This is a genomic window from Gorillibacterium timonense (assembly GCF_001457415.1).
Taxonomy (GTDB): domain Bacteria; phylum Bacillota; class Bacilli; order Paenibacillales; family NBRC-103111; genus Gorillibacterium; species Gorillibacterium timonense.
The window spans coordinates 608,200-622,853 of record NZ_LN881722.1; the positions used below are offsets into that span (position 1 = coordinate 608,200).

General features: G+C 56.4%; 17 protein-coding genes. 12 read left to right on the forward strand and 5 right to left on the reverse strand.

Annotated features, from left to right (window positions below; all coding sequences use genetic code 11):
- The first annotated feature begins 344 nt into the window (after positions 1 to 344).
- Positions 345 to 1,673 carry an N-acetylmuramoyl-L-alanine amidase family protein gene (locus BN2684_RS07235; protein WP_058301469.1) on the forward strand — a complete coding sequence of 443 codons (1,329 nt, stop codon included), beginning with the start codon at positions 345 to 347 and terminating at the stop codon, positions 1,671 to 1,673.
- Between the two features lie 234 nt (positions 1,674 to 1,907).
- On the opposite strand, the gene pdxK is transcribed toward BN2684_RS07235, so the two are convergent.
- The 4 genes from pdxK to BN2684_RS07255 form a co-directional block, all read right to left on the reverse strand.
- Complete coding sequence (gene pdxK, locus BN2684_RS07240; protein ID WP_058301470.1) at positions 1,908 to 2,723, reverse strand: pyridoxine/pyridoxal/pyridoxamine kinase; 816 nt, start codon at positions 2,721 to 2,723, stop codon at positions 1,908 to 1,910.
- A gap of 178 nt (positions 2,724 to 2,901) precedes the next feature.
- Positions 2,902 to 3,381 (reverse strand): GAF domain-containing protein, encoded by a 480-nt coding sequence (locus BN2684_RS07245; protein WP_058301471.1) that lies wholly within the window; start codon positions 3,379 to 3,381, stop codon positions 2,902 to 2,904.
- A gap of 56 nt (positions 3,382 to 3,437) precedes the next feature.
- The gene (locus BN2684_RS07250) at positions 3,438 to 4,136 is read right to left on the reverse strand and encodes a Crp/Fnr family transcriptional regulator (protein WP_058301472.1); all 699 of its coding nucleotides are present in this window, start codon (positions 4,134 to 4,136) and stop codon (positions 3,438 to 3,440) included.
- A gap of 25 nt (positions 4,137 to 4,161) precedes the next feature.
- The gene (locus BN2684_RS07255; RefSeq protein WP_058301473.1) at positions 4,162 to 4,845 is read right to left on the reverse strand and encodes a Crp/Fnr family transcriptional regulator; all 684 of its coding nucleotides are present in this window, start codon (positions 4,843 to 4,845) and stop codon (positions 4,162 to 4,164) included.
- Between the two features lie 121 nt (positions 4,846 to 4,966).
- Here BN2684_RS07255 and BN2684_RS07260 point away from each other — a divergent pair, with 121 nt between their 5' ends.
- The 5 genes from BN2684_RS07260 (at position 4,967) to BN2684_RS24465 (ending at position 8,965) form a co-directional block, all read left to right on the forward strand.
- Complete coding sequence (locus tag BN2684_RS07260) at positions 4,967 to 5,839, forward strand: ATP-binding protein (RefSeq protein ID WP_058301474.1); 873 nt, start codon at positions 4,967 to 4,969, stop codon at positions 5,837 to 5,839.
- A 48-nt stretch (positions 5,840 to 5,887) separates the two neighbouring features.
- Positions 5,888 to 7,540, forward strand: coding sequence for a hydroxylamine reductase (gene hcp, locus BN2684_RS07265; RefSeq protein WP_234340181.1), 1,653 nt, complete (start codon positions 5,888 to 5,890; stop codon positions 7,538 to 7,540).
- Positions 7,541 to 7,657: 117 nt separating this feature from the next.
- Positions 7,658 to 7,891: a ferredoxin gene (locus BN2684_RS07270; RefSeq protein WP_058301475.1), complete on the forward strand. Its 234-nt coding sequence runs from the start codon at positions 7,658 to 7,660 to the stop codon at positions 7,889 to 7,891.
- Between the two features lie 76 nt (positions 7,892 to 7,967).
- On the forward strand, positions 7,968 to 8,624 hold the full coding sequence (locus tag BN2684_RS07275) for a 4Fe-4S double cluster binding domain-containing protein (RefSeq protein ID WP_058301476.1): 657 nt from the start codon (positions 7,968 to 7,970) through the stop codon (positions 8,622 to 8,624).
- A gap of 170 nt (positions 8,625 to 8,794) precedes the next feature.
- On the forward strand, positions 8,795 to 8,965 hold the full coding sequence (locus tag BN2684_RS24465) for a hypothetical protein (protein WP_159065773.1): 171 nt from the start codon (positions 8,795 to 8,797) through the stop codon (positions 8,963 to 8,965).
- A 345-nt stretch (positions 8,966 to 9,310) separates the two neighbouring features.
- Here BN2684_RS24465 and add read toward each other — a convergent pair whose 3' ends face one another.
- Positions 9,311 to 10,372: an adenosine deaminase gene (add, locus tag BN2684_RS07280; protein ID WP_058301477.1), complete on the reverse strand. Its 1,062-nt coding sequence runs from the start codon at positions 10,370 to 10,372 to the stop codon at positions 9,311 to 9,313.
- A gap of 188 nt (positions 10,373 to 10,560) precedes the next feature.
- On the opposite strand from add, the gene BN2684_RS07285 reads away from it, so the two are divergent.
- The 6 genes from BN2684_RS07285 to BN2684_RS07310 all read left to right on the forward strand — a co-directional run bounded on the left by BN2684_RS07285 (position 10,561) and on the right by BN2684_RS07310 (position 14,615).
- Positions 10,561 to 10,842: an alpha/beta-type small acid-soluble spore protein gene (locus BN2684_RS07285; RefSeq protein ID WP_058301613.1), complete on the forward strand. Its 282-nt coding sequence runs from the start codon at positions 10,561 to 10,563 to the stop codon at positions 10,840 to 10,842.
- Positions 10,843 to 11,047: 205 nt separating this feature from the next.
- The gene (lepB, locus tag BN2684_RS07290) at positions 11,048 to 11,599 is read left to right on the forward strand and encodes a signal peptidase I (RefSeq protein WP_058301478.1); all 552 of its coding nucleotides are present in this window, start codon (positions 11,048 to 11,050) and stop codon (positions 11,597 to 11,599) included.
- 173 nt (positions 11,600 to 11,772) lie between these two features.
- The gene (locus BN2684_RS07295; RefSeq protein WP_058301479.1) at positions 11,773 to 12,240 is read left to right on the forward strand and encodes a hypothetical protein; all 468 of its coding nucleotides are present in this window, start codon (positions 11,773 to 11,775) and stop codon (positions 12,238 to 12,240) included.
- A gap of 211 nt (positions 12,241 to 12,451) precedes the next feature.
- Complete coding sequence (locus BN2684_RS07300; protein ID WP_058301480.1) at positions 12,452 to 12,751, forward strand: hypothetical protein; 300 nt, start codon at positions 12,452 to 12,454, stop codon at positions 12,749 to 12,751.
- Positions 12,752 to 12,771: 20 nt separating this feature from the next.
- Positions 12,772 to 13,227, forward strand: coding sequence for a type II toxin-antitoxin system VapC family toxin (locus BN2684_RS07305; protein WP_058301481.1), 456 nt, complete (start codon positions 12,772 to 12,774; stop codon positions 13,225 to 13,227).
- A gap of 260 nt (positions 13,228 to 13,487) precedes the next feature.
- The gene (locus tag BN2684_RS07310; protein ID WP_058301482.1) at positions 13,488 to 14,615 is read left to right on the forward strand and encodes a deoxyribonuclease IV; all 1,128 of its coding nucleotides are present in this window, start codon (positions 13,488 to 13,490) and stop codon (positions 14,613 to 14,615) included.
- Positions 14,616 to 14,654: the final 39 nt, after the last annotated feature.

Genomic DNA, 14,654 nt, shown 5'->3' on the forward strand with positions numbered 1-14,654 from the left:
GGAACGGTGAAAACCAAAGCAAACGGGTCCAGCATAATAGGTCTTACAGAGTAATTAACGGCAGGGGAGGAGAAAACCTGAAGGGCTTTTCGACGAATTTTGCAAAAATTCAGGAAATAAGATGCAGGACCTTGGGGTGTAACCGCTTTAAAGGGTGGGAAGCGATGAAGCCAAGCGCGCAGCAGGAAATAAGGGGCTGAAAAGTACCAAGTATACCCAAAATGCGAGGAGAACAAACGGAATATTCAAAAAAAGATTTGTCGATCGGAGAAACTTTTCCCAGAAACGAGAGTCTAACGTTATCGTCAACTTTCGACAAGTTCTAATGATTGGTAGAGGTGAAGATGAAAAAACTGATTTGGTCTTTTCTGTCGCTCGCAGCCTTCCTGTTCTTATTGCCGACTATGACCCATGCCGCGGCGGATTCCCCAATCCGTTTGTATCTGAACGAGGAGAAATTAGAGCCTGCTGTTCCTCCCTACCTGTCCGGCAACACCACGATGGTTCCGGCGCGCGTCATCTCCGAAGCCTTCGGAGCGATCGTCAACTGGGACAACGCCTCCCACAAAATGACGGTTCTTCGCGATGAGCAGAAAATCGAGGTGTTCGAGAATTCGACGTTGGGTTATGTGAACGGAGTGAAGGTGACCCTTCCGGCCGCTCCGGTGGTCAAGGCGGGGACGACCCTGCTGCCCGTCCGTTTCATTGCCGAGCACTTCGATTTCACGGTGCAGTGGGATAGCACCTTGCAGGCGGTGTATCTGAAGACGCCTGACGCTGTAGCCGATATCGCCGGACACACCGAGCTTTGGTCGATCACCACGACAAGCGATAAGGTGACGATTCAGGCAGGAGACAAGATGGATGCGAATGTATTCGCCTTGAGCGATCCCGAACGGATCGTGATTGACATTCCGAATGCAGTGGCGGGAGGAAGCCTGCCGAGGCTGGACGCTGAAACGGCCACCCAAACCGTGGCCTCGACGAATCCGCTCGTGTCGCAAATCCGGTACGCGATCAACGATTCCGAGACCGCTACCATCCGGGTCGTGCTCGACACCAATGGAAAGGTTCCCTATGAAGTGGTGAGCGAGCCTGGTTCAAGCAAGCTGGTGCTCGCGTTAAAGAAGCCGGCGAACGGCAAGTACAAGGTCGTCATCGACGCCGGCCACGGCGGAACCGATCCCGGCGCCATCTCGGTGACCGGCAAACCGGAGAAGACCTTCAACCTCTCGGTTGCCAAGAAAGTGAAAGCACTGCTCGACAAGGAAAAGGAAATCGACGCGTACATGACGCGGTCCACCGATACGTTCGTCACGCTCGACAACCGCGCGGCGTTTGCCAACCAGCTGGGGGCGGATGTATTCGTGTCGATTCACGGCAATAATTTTACTGCGAGTTCGAACGGAACGCAGACGTATTACTACAACAGCTACAGCAAGACGCTGGCTGATACGCTTCATAAGTACCTGGTAGCGGCAACGGGCTTCCGCGACGACAAGGTGCGCAAGGAGGACTTCCGCGTCATCCGCAAGACGGAGATGCCAGGTGTCCTGCTGGAGATCGGGTACTTGTCCAACAAGACGGAGGAAGCGCTCATGTTCACGAATGCCTTCCAGGACAAGGTAGCTGCCGCCATCGTCAAAGGAATCAAAGGGTATCTGGGCGTTTAAGAAGACTTTAGAAGATTTCCGCACATAAATTTGCGCATAAAAAAGAACCTTCGTCTCCACAGGAAACGGCGATCCGAAAGGCAACTGCTAAAAAAGCGGCGGCTTTCGGATCCTCGTTTGAGAAGTGGTTAGGAAGGTTCTTTTGCTGTGAAGGTGAGATTTTCTCCTTCAAGCGAGCGCGTTTAGAAGGGGCTTACCGCTGAACCTGTTTCGCGCGGCAATCAAGCACTACGTTTAGCTCAGAACAGCATTCCGGGCAGCCGAATGGCGGGTCGGTCCGACGAATTGATTCAGCGGGAAGCCGGCTCCGATGGCGGCGGTGATGAAAGCTTTGGCTTGGCGGGTCGCTTCCAGCACATCCTTGCCTTTGGCCAGCTCGGCGGTGACGGCGGCGGAGAAGGTGCAGCCGGCGCCGTGGGTGTAAGGCGTGGAGATGCGCTCCGATTCGAACCATTCGAAGGTGCGGCCATCATACAGCAGATCGACGGCCTTCGGATGCTCGAGCTTGGCCCCGCCCTTGATCAGAACGTGCTTGGCTCCGCGGTCGAAGATGCGGACGGCGGCGTCCTGCATGTCCTCTACGGTGCGGATCGGCGCCCGTTCAGCCAGTTGGGCTGCTTCGAACAGGTTCGGCGTCACGACGTCGGCCAGCGGAACGAGCAGCTCGCGCAAGCCCACGGCGGTCTCCGGATGGAGCACTTCGTCAGTTCCTTTGCAGACGAGCACCGGGTCGATGACGATCCGCTTCAGGTCGCGCTTCTTGATTTCGGCGGCCACCAGCTCGATCAGCTCGATCGAGCCGAGCATGCCGGTCTTCAGCGCGTCGAGTCCGACGCCGTCAAGGACGGTCTTGAGCTGCTCCTTAACGACGGGCAGCGGAATCGGATAGACGCCATGCGACCAGTTGTTGTGCGGGTCCATGGTCACGATGACCGTGAGGACGGTCATGCCGTAGACGTCTTTTTCCTGGAAGGTTTTGAGGTCGGCTTGAATGCCGGCGCCGCCGCTCGTATCGGAACCGGCGATGGTAAGTACTTTGGGGACACTCATGAATGGTCAACTCCTCGGAATTGGATAATCTTTTTATGCTAGAGCGTGTTTGCAAACCCGGTCTTCGGTTGATTCGGCCGAGTCGTTTCGGCTATTGAGCCATGATGGCTCTACTTTAGGCGGTTCTCAACGGCTTTTCAACCGCACGATGGGTTTGCAAACACGTTCTTGTCCGGTTTTACAAGGCCTCAACCAGGATGGAGCAGAACCTCTCCAGCTGCTCCCGGTCGGTCTCGTCAAAGCGGGCGTGCAGCGGGCTGTCGATATCAAGCACGCCGATGAGCACTCCGCCCTTCAAGAGCGGAACGACGATCTCGGAATTCGAAGCCGCGTCGCAGGCGATGTGGCCAGGGAAGGCATGGACATCGTCCACCTTGACGGTGCTCCGGTCCTGGGCGGCCGTGCCGCAGACGCCTTTGCCAACGGGGATGCGCACGCAGGCGGGCAGTCCTTGGAACGGCCCGAGCACGAGCTCTCCGTCCTTCACTAGATAAAACCCCACCCAATTGATCTCCTCTAAAAAATGCCCAAGCAGCGCGGAGGCGTTGGCCAGGTTGGCGATGGCGTCCGGCTCATCCTGGATGAGATGACGCAACTGCTCCTGTACCAGACGATACCCGTCCAAGCGGCTTGAAGCGTACTCCACTTTTTGAAACATGCGACCCCTCCTTTTGCTTCATCTTATCCGATTATTCCGATGCTGGCGAGCGGAATTTAATGCTCATCCTTGCTGACCCTGCGAAATAGCTTGTCCCGGTTTGGGATCGTGAATCCTGTGCGGTCTGCGATGAGCAGCCCTTCCTTGCGCAGCAGGCTGACGAGCCGGTTGACGGTCTCCCGCGTCGTGCCGACGGCGTTCGCTAGCTCTTGATTCGTAAGCGGGATGGCGATGCGCACCGCGGCCTGATCATCGACGCGCCCGTAATCCTCGGCGAGCTTCATCAAAAACAGCACCACGCGTTCGGCGGCGTCGTGTCCGGTGAAGTCGTGCAGCCGCTGCTGCAGCTCGATGATCCGCGAGCTCATGACGCGCATGAGCTTGATCGAGATGCTCGGCACGGTGAGTATCAGCTGCTCGAACGGACGCATCGGGATGGACAGCAGCCGGGAATCGCCGATGGTTTCCGCGGTAGCCGGATAAGGGGCGGCGTCGAAAAAACCGGTATGCGGAAACAGATCGCCGGTCTTGAGGATGGTGATGATCTGCTCGTGCCCGTTCTCATCGGTTTTGAAGGTTTTGACGAGGCCGCGCAGAACGAAATAGACCGCTTCCCGTTCCGTTCCTTCATGAAATACGGTGGTTTTCTTGCCGTAATGGCGAATGGAGGAGATGCGCTCGATGCGTTCGAGCTCCTCCTGATTCAGCTCGCGAAAGAGCGGAACGCGGGATAAGGCGGCAACAAGGTCGGACATAAGGACTCCTTTCATGTGAACGGGGCTAATCCTCTAGCAAAAGCTCCTCCAACCCCTGCCGATCGGTCAGGGTGAAGGAGTTGCCGTCAAAGGCGATCAAGCCCTTTTCGCGCATGAGACCGAGTTCGCGGGAAAGCGAGGGGCGGGCGGCGTTCAGATGCTCGGCCCAGATTCGTTTGGAATATGGCAGCGAGATCGTAAGCGATTGCTTTTCACGCGCCAGCTTGAGCAGATCGTAAGCGATTCTTTGCCGCAGGGTGCCGAGCGACAGCACTTCGATCTTGCGATTCAGCAGGACGAGCCGCTCGGACATGTTTTCCATGTAACGGCTCAGGATGTCTGGGTCTTCCGCAAACAAGCGCATGAGCTGCTCCTTGCCGATGAACATGACCGAGCAGGCGTCTCCCGCAATGACGGTGGCGGGGAAGACGCCTGCTGCGCTGAACAGCACGGCTTCGCCGAAGGTTTGCCCCGGCTTCAGGCTGGCGAGGGTCATGCTCCTGCCGGTGGGATGAATCTTCTGCACCTCCACCTGGCCTTCCAGCACGACTCCGACGCGGTTTGCCGGTTCCCCCTCCGTGACGATCAAGTCGTTTTTACGCCAAGAGCGCGTTTGATAGGCGATTCGCGCCAGCAGGGCTTTGATTTCATCCGTGGTTTTGCCGCGAAAGAAGAGGCAGGACTTCAGAGTCTCGGGATTCGGAATCATGAGCGTCTCCGGTCGGGAAATTTTTCAAGCGGTAACATCGGTTACCGATAGGTTGACGCCAGTCTACTACAATCATAGTAGGCTGTAAAGAGTGAAGGTAAGAGGAACGGAGGCTGCCGATATGAAACGAAAAATCATCACGATCCATGAGGAATTGTGCAACGGCTGCGGAATCTGCGTGGATGCATGCCACGAAGGCGCCATCGAACTGGTAGACGGGGTGGCGAAGCTCGTCAGCGACAGCTACTGCGACGGCTTCGGCGATTGCCTGCCGGAATGCCCGACCGGGGCCATCGAAATGATCGAACGGGAGGCGGCCGATTACGACGAGGTGGCCGTCAACAAACGGATCGCCGAGCGGCAAGCAGCGGCGGGGATCGGACGGGAGCATGGCGGTTCCGCAGCTCGGGGGCATGGAGCGGGAGAATTCCACGGTCACGGAAACAGTGGCCCGGGGTATTCGCACGGCCATGGTCAGGGCGGCGGTCACGGGCATCATCACGGCCACGGCGGCTGTCCGGGGAGCATGGCCCAGCTGTTCCGCCGCGAAGAGACGGCGGCCGGTCCGTCAGCAGCGCCCGCGAAAGCATCCGTGCCCGCCGCCTCTTCCCCGGAAGCGTTCGAGCGCCCGTCGGAGTTGAATCAATGGCCGATCCAGATTCATCTCGTCAATCCGGCGAATCCCTATTTCGACGGAGCCAATCTCTTGATCGCGGCGGATTGCACGGCTTTCGCGTATGGGGATTTCCACAAGGACTTCATCAAGAATCACATCACCCTGATTGGCTGCCCGAAGCTGGACGACAACGCTTATTACGCGGAGAAGCTGACGGACATCCTCCGGCAGCATGACATTCGCAGCATCACGGTTGTGCGCATGGTTGTTCCCTGCTGCGGAGGCATCGTGCAGGCTGTGAAGCAGGCGATGCTCGCGTCCCAGACCATCGTGCCTTATCGCGAAGTCACGATCAGCCTGGAGGGTGAATGGATCTGACTCCAGCAGGCTCTTTAATCAGCTTTCCATAAACAAGGAGGAGAACGGATGAGCGAAATGTTTTGCTTTCAATGCCAGGAAGCGGCAAAAGGAACCGGCTGCACGATCAAGGGAGTGTGCGGCAAGACGAGCGAAACGGCGGCTTTGCAGGACCTGACGGTGTACACGCTGAAGGGGATTGCGATCTTTGCAAACAAAGCCCGCGAGCTCGGCATGGATATGAGCGCGGTAGACAAACGGATCCGCGGGGACCTGTTTGCGACGATCACCAACGCCAACTTCGACGATGCGGTCTTCCTTGGCAAGATCCGGGACGGACTCGCCAGCCGGGATGCGCTCAAGCACGAGCTCGCCGTTCGCGGAGCGGACGTTCCGCAGGCGGATCACGACGCAGCTCAGTGGTTTGCGGAGACGGACGCGGAGCTCGCCGCCAAAGCGCTCACAGTCGGCGTGCTCGCCACTGGTAACGAGGATATCCGCTCCCTGCGCGAGCTGCTCACCTATGGCCTGAAGGGCATGGCGGCCTACGCCGAGCATGCCGCCAACCTCAGCTCCTACGACGATAACGTAAATGCTTTCCTGGTGAAAGGCTTGGCTGCGACCCTTGATGATTCTCTTGGAGCGGGTGAGCTGGTTGGGCTTGTGCTGGAATGTGGCAAGTTTGGCGTCGATGCCATGGCGCTCCTGGATGCGGCGAACACGGCCGCTTACGGTAATCCTGAGATCACCAAGGTCCAGCTCGGTGTCGGCAGCCGTCCGGGGATTCTCATCAGCGGCCACGATCTGAAGGACATGGAAGAACTGCTGAAGCAGACGGAGGGAACGGGCGTTGACGTCTATACCCACAGCGAGATGCTTCCGGCGCATTACTATCCCGCGTTCAAGAAGTACAGCCATTTTGTCGGCAACTACGGCAATGCCTGGTGGAAGCAAAATGAGGAGTTCGAGAGCTTCGGCGGCGCCATCCTCATGACGACCAACTGCATCGTGCCTCCGAAAGACAGCTACGCGGGCCGTATGTTCACGACCGGCAACGCCGGATATCCCGGCATCCGGCACATTCCGGATGGAGCACCTGGAGCGCCTAAAGACTTCTCGGCTGTCATCGCCTGCGCGAAGACCTGTGAAGCGCCGACCGAGATCGAAACCGGGGAGATTGTCGGCGGGTTCGCCCATGCGGCGGTTATGAGTGTTGCGGACCAGGTAGTGGACGCGGTAAAGACCGGAGCGATCAAGCGCTTCTTCGTCATGGCGGGCTGCGACGGTCGCATGAAGAGCCGCGAGTATTACACCGACTTTGCCGCCGCTTTGCCGGAGGATACGGTGATCCTGACCGCAGGCTGCGCCAAATACAAATACAACAAGCTGGACCTCGGCGCCATCGGAGGGATTCCCCGCGTACTGGACGCAGGTCAGTGCAACGATTCCTACTCGCTCGCCGTCATCGCGCTCAAGCTGAAGGAAGTCTTTGGCTTGGACGACATCAACGATCTTCCGATCTCCTACAACATCGCCTGGTACGAGCAAAAGGCTGTGATCGTCCTGTTGGCCCTCCTCTACCTCGGCGTGAAAAACATTCACCTCGGACCGACGCTTCCGGCCTTCCTTTCCCCGAATGTGGCGAAGGTGCTGGTGGATACCTTCGGCATCGGCGGGATCACGAGCGTGGAGCAGGATATGAGAGAATTCATGGCCGTCTAAAGCGGAGTTCGTCCGAAAAAATTCCTGGTTTGTTAAAATTGTCACGGACTTTGCCGCCCTGATCGTATACCTTGATGGAAGAGGGGCATTTACGAACAGGGGAGGAGGAATTCATCCATGGCAAAATACAGCGTAGTCGATAAAGGAGAATGCATCGCTTGCGGTTCCTGCGGGTCTGCAGCTCCCGAAATCTTCGAATATGACGGCGAAGGCCTGGCAGAGGTTGTCTACGAAGGAGACAACAACAAAGGCGTAACCGTAATCCCGGAAGATCTGGAAGACGAACTGCAAGAAGCGGTAGAGTCTTGTCCGACCGAATGCATCAAGGTACAGGATGCACCGTTCAACTGATTGTAACGGCATTTCGGAACCGGAGGCCCACAGGCTTCCGGTTTTTTGCTATATACAAGCAATAGGGGGTGGTCGGATGATCGAAGAACTCATCGATTCTGCGGTTGGCGGTGAGGATACCCTATGGGGAGCAGCGGATCTTTCTTACTCCGAGTTTTATGACCGCTATTCGACGGCTATTGTCGTCGCTCAAGCTTACGACCGCTATGTACCCGAAGATCCCTATGACGAGCAGGGCTATCATGAGGTGATGAGCCGTTTTCGCGATACGATCGACCAGAAAATCGCACGTCTTGCGCAGATGCTGGAGCAGGCGGGGATCGAACACTACGTGCCTCCGGTCGCCCAGAGAGATGAACAGTCGCTTATCGCGCCCTTTTCGTTTAAGCATGGGGCCGTTCTCGCCGGGCTTGGCTGGATCGGCAAAAACAGCCTGCTGATCACCCGGAAATTCGGTCCGCGCGTCCGGCTGGGGGCAGTTCTGATCCGGGATTCGATGGAATGCGGAGAACCGATCGTGAAGAGCGGCTGCAGGAATTGCCGCGCTTGTGTGGATGCATGCCCGTGGGGGATGATCAAGGGAATCAACTGGACCCCCACTACCCGAAGGGATGAGCTTCTGGATTATCAGCGGTGTAACGCCAAGAGGAGAGAATATATCGAGAGCCACGGGCGCAAGCACACCTGCGGGTACTGTCTGCTGGCCTGTCCCTGGGGCAAAAAGCGAAAGTAGCGGTTTGCTGATGCGATTAGGGGAAGGAAGCGAAAGTAGCGGTTTGCTGATGCGATAAGGGAAAAGGCGAAACGAAGATTGTCCGTTGCCGCTTGCCCACAGCTCATTCCGGGCATACTGAAGAGAAACAGCAGACAAGAAGGCGCGGCGAGCGGGAAAGGAAGAGGACGATGGGAGCGCGGAAGCACAGCGGAGGAGCAATCACCTGCGACAACTGCCGGAAGCGAACGGGAAAAGGTCTGATCGGCTGCCACTGGATCTGTCGGGACTGTCAGGCGGGGCTGGCGGAAGAGAACGAGGAATCGGACCGGTTTTGCGCAGCGGATGGCTCGGGACTATGACTTCCATGACGAGTACCTTTTCAACCTTAATCACGTGGAAAACGAGCGGCAGCAAGGGGGATGGGAAAGGGTGCGGAAACCCTGGCTTTTAAGTGGAAGCGTACTAGCGAATAGGGACAAAAGAGAACCGTTCTCTTCGTGAAAGGGCCGACCGGCGTTTCCCTTTACGAGAGAACGGTTCTTTACTTGCGGGGGAAAACCGCGAATCTGTTGCATCAGGTTACGGCATCATGCGTCGATATATCTCGTTCACGGAGCCGCGCGAGGTCTCGAAAGCAGGAACTGTCTAAAGCAAGAGTTTTCTGAACCAAGAGCTATTATTGCAGGGGCGGCGCAGTCTTCCGTTCACGCGAGCTTCTTCCATTCATCCAGCTCCTGGCCGAGCTCAGCCTTCAGCGCCGATTTGTCGTGTTCGCCGAGGAAAGCGGCATCTGCGGCATTCAGGACGAGCTGAGACAGCTCCTGGCGCGTAAAGTGAAAGAGCTCCGCGAGAATGCCGTATTCGCGGGTGAGGCTCGTTCCGGAGACGCCGGGATTATCGGTATTGACGGTGATGGGAATCCCGGAGTCGAAGTAATCGCGGATCGGATAGCCGCTCCAATCGGCGACCGCCTTGGTTTGGATATTGCTGACCGGGCACATCTCGAGAGGGACTCTGCGCCGGCGGATCAGCTCGCGAATCGCGGGGTCCTCCTTCAAGCGGACGCCGTGGCCGATCCGGGATGCGCCAAGCTTCATCACGGAGGTGTAGATGTTGTCGGGCCCGGCGGCCTCTCCAGCGTGGATGGTCACCGGTAAGCCCTTCCGGTGAGCGAGGATGAAGATGTCGCGGAACAGGGAAGCGGGATAGCCGGCTTCATCTCCTGCAAGATCGACCGCCGCGACACCTCGGCCCGAGTAGACAGCTGCCGCTTCGATCGCTTCCCGGTTGAGGGCGGTGGAATGATGGCGCATGCAGATGACGATGGCTTGAGCCCGGCAGCCATATTGCTGCTCGCCGCGCTTCAAGCCGGCGATGACATGGTGAACGGCCTCCTCGCAGGACAATCCTCGTTCCCGGTGAAGCTGCGGAGCGAATCGAACCTCTACGTAGCGGCAGCCTTCCCCGGCGGCTTGCTCCACCGCTTCGCAGGCAGCTCTTTCAAGCGACTCCCGCGTCTGCAGGAAGAGGGTTGTAAAGGCGAATTTGCTCAAATACTCGGTCAAGCTGGTGCAGCTTCCGTCCACCTGCATGTAGGGAAGCAGTTCCTTGGTGCTTCTGGCGGGAAGGGAGATGCCCTGCTCCGCTGCCAGCTCAAACACGGTCTCCGGGAGGAGGCTCCCATCGAGATGCATGTGCAGCTCGACCTTGGGCATTTGCCGGATCCACGACCCCCTTTCAAAGAAAGGCTCGATTGTCCGATTCATCTCTTTCCCTCCTGTTAGATATTTGTTATATAATATAACATCAGATTCGATTTTATTATTCATGTGTTATATAATATTACACATCATCAGAAATGATCAATCGTTATTCCGCACTTTTTTCTGGAATGGATAATGAAGTGAAAGAGGTGAACGCTAAGAACAAAAACAACGGAGAAGGGGAATGGACCATGAGCAGGAGGAGTCGCAGAAAGCCGCTCGTTCCCGGTGCGGAAAGCGGACTTGACGCTTTGAAGGCGCATGTCATGAAGCTGGAGGGCTACCCGGTCGACCGGGAGCGGCCGGACTCTGTCAAGTATGAAGTGGCGCGCAGCCGAGGAATTCCCCTCGTTCAAGGGAACAATGGGAGCTTGTCTACCCAGGCGGCTGGAAAAGTGGGGGGACCCATTGGCGGTGCGATGGTAAGGGAGCTGGTCCGCATGGCGAAAGAGCAGTTGGAACGGCAGAGGTAGCATAGGGGCGACTCGTCGTCCTATTACGCCAAGTACAGCGCGGCGGAGTTTCGCAGTCGGAGCAGAAACGGTTCGTCATTCATCGTTTTATGCGATATAATGGAGGAAGAAAGATGGCGTTTAACCATCTCCTTCCAAATAGAGGGGGCTCGTTAGCAACGGAGTGAGCTGTTCTAAAGTCCGAAGTCCAGGAGTGTGTCGTAGTATGTCCCAATGGCTCAGCCGTGTATCAAGCTGGTTATGGTCTCTAGGAATCGCCTTTGTTCTCAGCCTGCTCATCAGCACATTCATCATCCAGCCAACCAAGGTGCTGGGTCAGTCCATGGAGCCGACCCTCCGGGACCACAGCCGCATCCTGATAGCGAAATGGGGCCATTCGCTCGGGGAAACGCCTAAGTACGGCGATATTGTCATCATTGACAGCCGGATCGACCGCAAGCGGGGCCTGCACGATGATCTGCTCGAATACCCACTGTTTCAATGGATGAGCGGGGCTTCCGGCCGGGATATCTTCTGGGTGAAAAGAGTGGTCGGGAAGGCAGGGGATGTTCTCGAGATTCGCAACAACCAAGTCTACCGCAACGGCGAACCTCTCGATGAGCCCTATCTGAAGGAGAAGATGACGACATCGGGCATTCAGATCATCACAGTACCCGATGGCTGCATCTACGTGATGGGCGACAACCGGAATCATAGCAAGGACAGCCGGTTTCTCGGCGCCGTTCCGATCGGGCATGTCATCGGCAAGAAGCTGTAAGCGTGTTACAAGGTTCCTTCATTCCGAGCGGCCGATTCAAGGTCGATAGGTGCGAATGCAGATGGTTCCTTCCTTAAATGATAGCGCTTTCTTTTTTAGAGTCTTCTAATCAAAAGGAGTGCTGCATAGATATAAATCTGATTGTATATCTTCGGAAGAAAGGAAGGGGTACCATGGCATTTCATGAACCGGCGTGGGCTCTAATGGAATTGTACCTGTCGATTCCTGTCACTTGCCTTCGCAAATCGCAAGCTCTCAGCACGGCGGAGGGCGAGCTTAACGAGCGCAATATCCGCCTCTCTTTCCTGCAGCTGTTTGATAGCAGCGGAGCGGCCTACGGCTTTCAAGTGCGCAAAGTGAAGGATGTCCAATGGCTTCATGTCGTTCCTTCCGATTACAGCCGTATGTTTCGAGCTTTCGGCCGTATGGAGCTGTCCCTCTCGGGTTTGGGTGGAGATGGGTGGCCAGGGGATGCCCCTGTGTTTCAAGAGCTGAATTTTCCGGCCTCGCGCCTCAGCTCAAAATCGGTGCTGTCCATTCCGACGACAGCGAATCCGATCAATACCCGGATCGAACGGCATTTGATCAAATGGATCCCTGCGGAAACGAAGAACGTTCCTCCTTATTCCGCCGAAGCGTGAGAGCCCCCGGGCCTTTTGGGCCGGGTTGCCACCACCTGAGATTCCCGGTATCATGATAACGGGCCCCGCGGCAACGGGTACGTCTGTCCATTCACAAACGGTGGTTCCCGCAATCCCTTTTATTTTACCGATTGATGAGGGTTCATATCCACACGATTAAGGCTGGCAGCGTACTATAGGGACTACTACGATCGGAACAGGATGGAATCCAGTGGAAAACAAGTTCAAGGAGTACATGGGCAAACTGAGAGACTCCGCTTCCCAATTCCTGTCGGACAAGCGCGAGGATGATGTTGAAGGTACGGAAGTTGAGTTGGAATTGCGCGATTATACGCTGCTTCAGAGTGTGGCGGACGAACGTCGGACGACAGTCAAGGTGTTGGTGGATCAGGCCATACGCGCTTTCTTAGCGAATGAAGCGGCATTGAATCAGGAAGAGGACATTCAGGAGGAACGCAAGCGGGCCAATCCGCTGCTAGCCCTGGATGGAATCGCCCGGCGCAACAACTAACCAACTCGGAGGTTCTAAAGATGATGGATAACGGATACGGGAATGCCGTTTTTTTGGATGATACCGCTCTGAAGGCGTTTATGGATCCAAACCATGGGCAACATGTCAGAGCGCGGGCATTCTTTCTTGATTTGGATGATGTGGAGAGAGACTTTGTCTCGACCAGCTACATTGTTTTTGAGACGCATGAATGGCTCCGCAATCATTTTGGGCCGGCACCTGCCGAGACGTTTCTCAGCACGATCGAGCAGGCAATGAGCAAGGGAAAGCTGTCCTTGATCTCCGGCAATGAGCAGTTGGAACAAGAAGCGAAAAATCTGCTTGCGGGATGCCCGCAGCTTTCGTTTACTTTCGGAGAAGCCGTCACTGCTGTTGTGGTGCTGGCTTACCAGATCCGGCGGATTTTCACCTTCAACCGCAATTATCAGGCGCTTGCCGAGCTTCAACCGGGCTTACGGCTGATTCCTTCCCGGTGATTCCGGCGAAGCGAGGCCATGAACCGGAATAGGTTTTAAAAAGACACGAGAAGCGACAGGAGCTGCCCGATCACGGGGGCTCCTGTCGCTTCTTTTGAGGACACTTCCGAAGCATGCGGGGCTTACGAATTCCTTTCCCGTTACATCCCCTAGCGGGAGGAAGCGAAGGTCGTCGAATATTATCTTCATCCGCTGGCAAACTTAGCGCGGGACAAGTACAATGAAAGCAGAACGTCTGCAGAAAGGATGGCCCTCTACCTATGCTAAAGATCGGATCCCATGTCTCCACAGCGGACAAAGGTTTGCTTTGTGCCGCCGAGGAAGCGGTCTCCTACGGTTCGAGCACCTTCATGCTGTATACGGGAGCCCCGCAGAACACGAGACGCAAAGCGATCGAGGATTTTTACGTCCCCGAAGGGAAAAAGGTCATGGAAGAGAACGGACTCACCGACATTGTCGTCCATGCGCCCTATATCATCAACCTCGGCTCTTACAAGGATGGGACATATCAGCTTGCTGTCGATTTTCTCCAGACGGAGATCCGCCGCACCCATTATATGGGGGTGCGCAACATCGTGCTTCACCCCGGCGCCTTTACCGAGAAGGATCCCGAATACGGACTGAAGCGGATTGCCGAGGGGCTAAATGAAGTGTTGAGCGGAATCCGGGAGACGGACGTGAACATCGCCTTGGAGACGATGGCGGGAAAGGGCTCAGAGCTTGGCCGGACCTTCGAGGAATTGGCGATCATCATGGACAACGTGGAATTGAATGATCGGCTCTCCGTCTGCCTGGACACCTGCCACACCCACGACTCCGGTTACGATATCGTCGGAGATCTGGACGGCGTTCTTGAGCAGTTCGATCGCACGGTGGGGATCGGTCGCCTTGCCGTCGTACATATCAATGACAGCAAGAATCCCAGAGGAGCGGCCAAGGACCGCCATGCTCCGATCGGAGCAGGCTACCTCGGCTTCAAGACTATCCAAAGAGTGGTCCAGCACGAGCAGTTGAAGCATCTTCCTTTCATTCTGGAGACGCCTTGGATCGGCAAGACCGACAAGTCCTCCAGTCCCATGTATGAGGCCGAAATGGCCCTCCTGCGCGGGAATGCTGAGGAGCGGCTTGGAGTAGGCTACGTCGAGGATGTCGCGAAGCTGACCCGTTTCTTCGCCGGACGAGAGATCGACCGCCGCAATTTCATCGATTCGACCTGGGAGCTGCTGCGCACCGATCCGAAGGCGAAGAAAGCCGACAAGCGTGAGCCGATGGAACGACTCTATGACATCGTAGTGGAGGAAGGCGTTTTTCCTGAGCTTGGGGAAAAGGATATCAACATGCGGTTGATCGGCTTTTTTGCAGGGACGGATGCCCTTCCGCTTACATGAAAAGAGAATCAAGAATGCAGGATGGTATTCACCTGATAG

Excerpts from the sequence above, each read along its gene's own strand:
- BN2684_RS07235 (WP_058301469.1), top strand. The coding sequence starts at position 345 with ATGAAAAAACTGATTTGGTCTTTTCTGTCGCTCGCAGCCTTCCTGTTC.
- pdxK (WP_058301470.1), bottom strand. The coding sequence starts at position 2,723 with ATGAGTGTCCCCAAAGTACTTACCATCGCCGGTTCCGATACGAGCGGC.
- BN2684_RS07245 (WP_058301471.1), bottom strand. The coding sequence starts at position 3,381 with ATGTTTCAAAAAGTGGAGTACGCTTCAAGCCGCTTGGACGGGTATCGT.
- BN2684_RS07250 (WP_058301472.1), bottom strand. The coding sequence starts at position 4,136 with ATGTCCGACCTTGTTGCCGCCTTATCCCGCGTTCCGCTCTTTCGCGAG.
- BN2684_RS07255 (WP_058301473.1), bottom strand. The coding sequence starts at position 4,845 with ATGATTCCGAATCCCGAGACTCTGAAGTCCTGCCTCTTCTTTCGCGGC.
- BN2684_RS07260 (WP_058301474.1), top strand. The coding sequence starts at position 4,967 with ATGAAACGAAAAATCATCACGATCCATGAGGAATTGTGCAACGGCTGC.
- hcp (WP_234340181.1), top strand. The coding sequence starts at position 5,888 with ATGAGCGAAATGTTTTGCTTTCAATGCCAGGAAGCGGCAAAAGGAACC.
- BN2684_RS07270 (WP_058301475.1), top strand. The coding sequence starts at position 7,658 with ATGGCAAAATACAGCGTAGTCGATAAAGGAGAATGCATCGCTTGCGGT.
- BN2684_RS07275 (WP_058301476.1), top strand. The coding sequence starts at position 7,968 with ATGATCGAAGAACTCATCGATTCTGCGGTTGGCGGTGAGGATACCCTA.
- BN2684_RS24465 (WP_159065773.1), top strand. The coding sequence starts at position 8,795 with ATGGGAGCGCGGAAGCACAGCGGAGGAGCAATCACCTGCGACAACTGC.
- add (WP_058301477.1), bottom strand. The coding sequence starts at position 10,372 with ATGAATCGGACAATCGAGCCTTTCTTTGAAAGGGGGTCGTGGATCCGG.
- BN2684_RS07285 (WP_058301613.1), top strand. The coding sequence starts at position 10,561 with ATGAGCAGGAGGAGTCGCAGAAAGCCGCTCGTTCCCGGTGCGGAAAGC.
- lepB (WP_058301478.1), top strand. The coding sequence starts at position 11,048 with ATGTCCCAATGGCTCAGCCGTGTATCAAGCTGGTTATGGTCTCTAGGA.
- BN2684_RS07295 (WP_058301479.1), top strand. The coding sequence starts at position 11,773 with ATGGCATTTCATGAACCGGCGTGGGCTCTAATGGAATTGTACCTGTCG.
- BN2684_RS07305 (WP_058301481.1), top strand. The coding sequence starts at position 12,772 with ATGATGGATAACGGATACGGGAATGCCGTTTTTTTGGATGATACCGCT.
- BN2684_RS07310 (WP_058301482.1), top strand. The coding sequence starts at position 13,488 with ATGCTAAAGATCGGATCCCATGTCTCCACAGCGGACAAAGGTTTGCTT.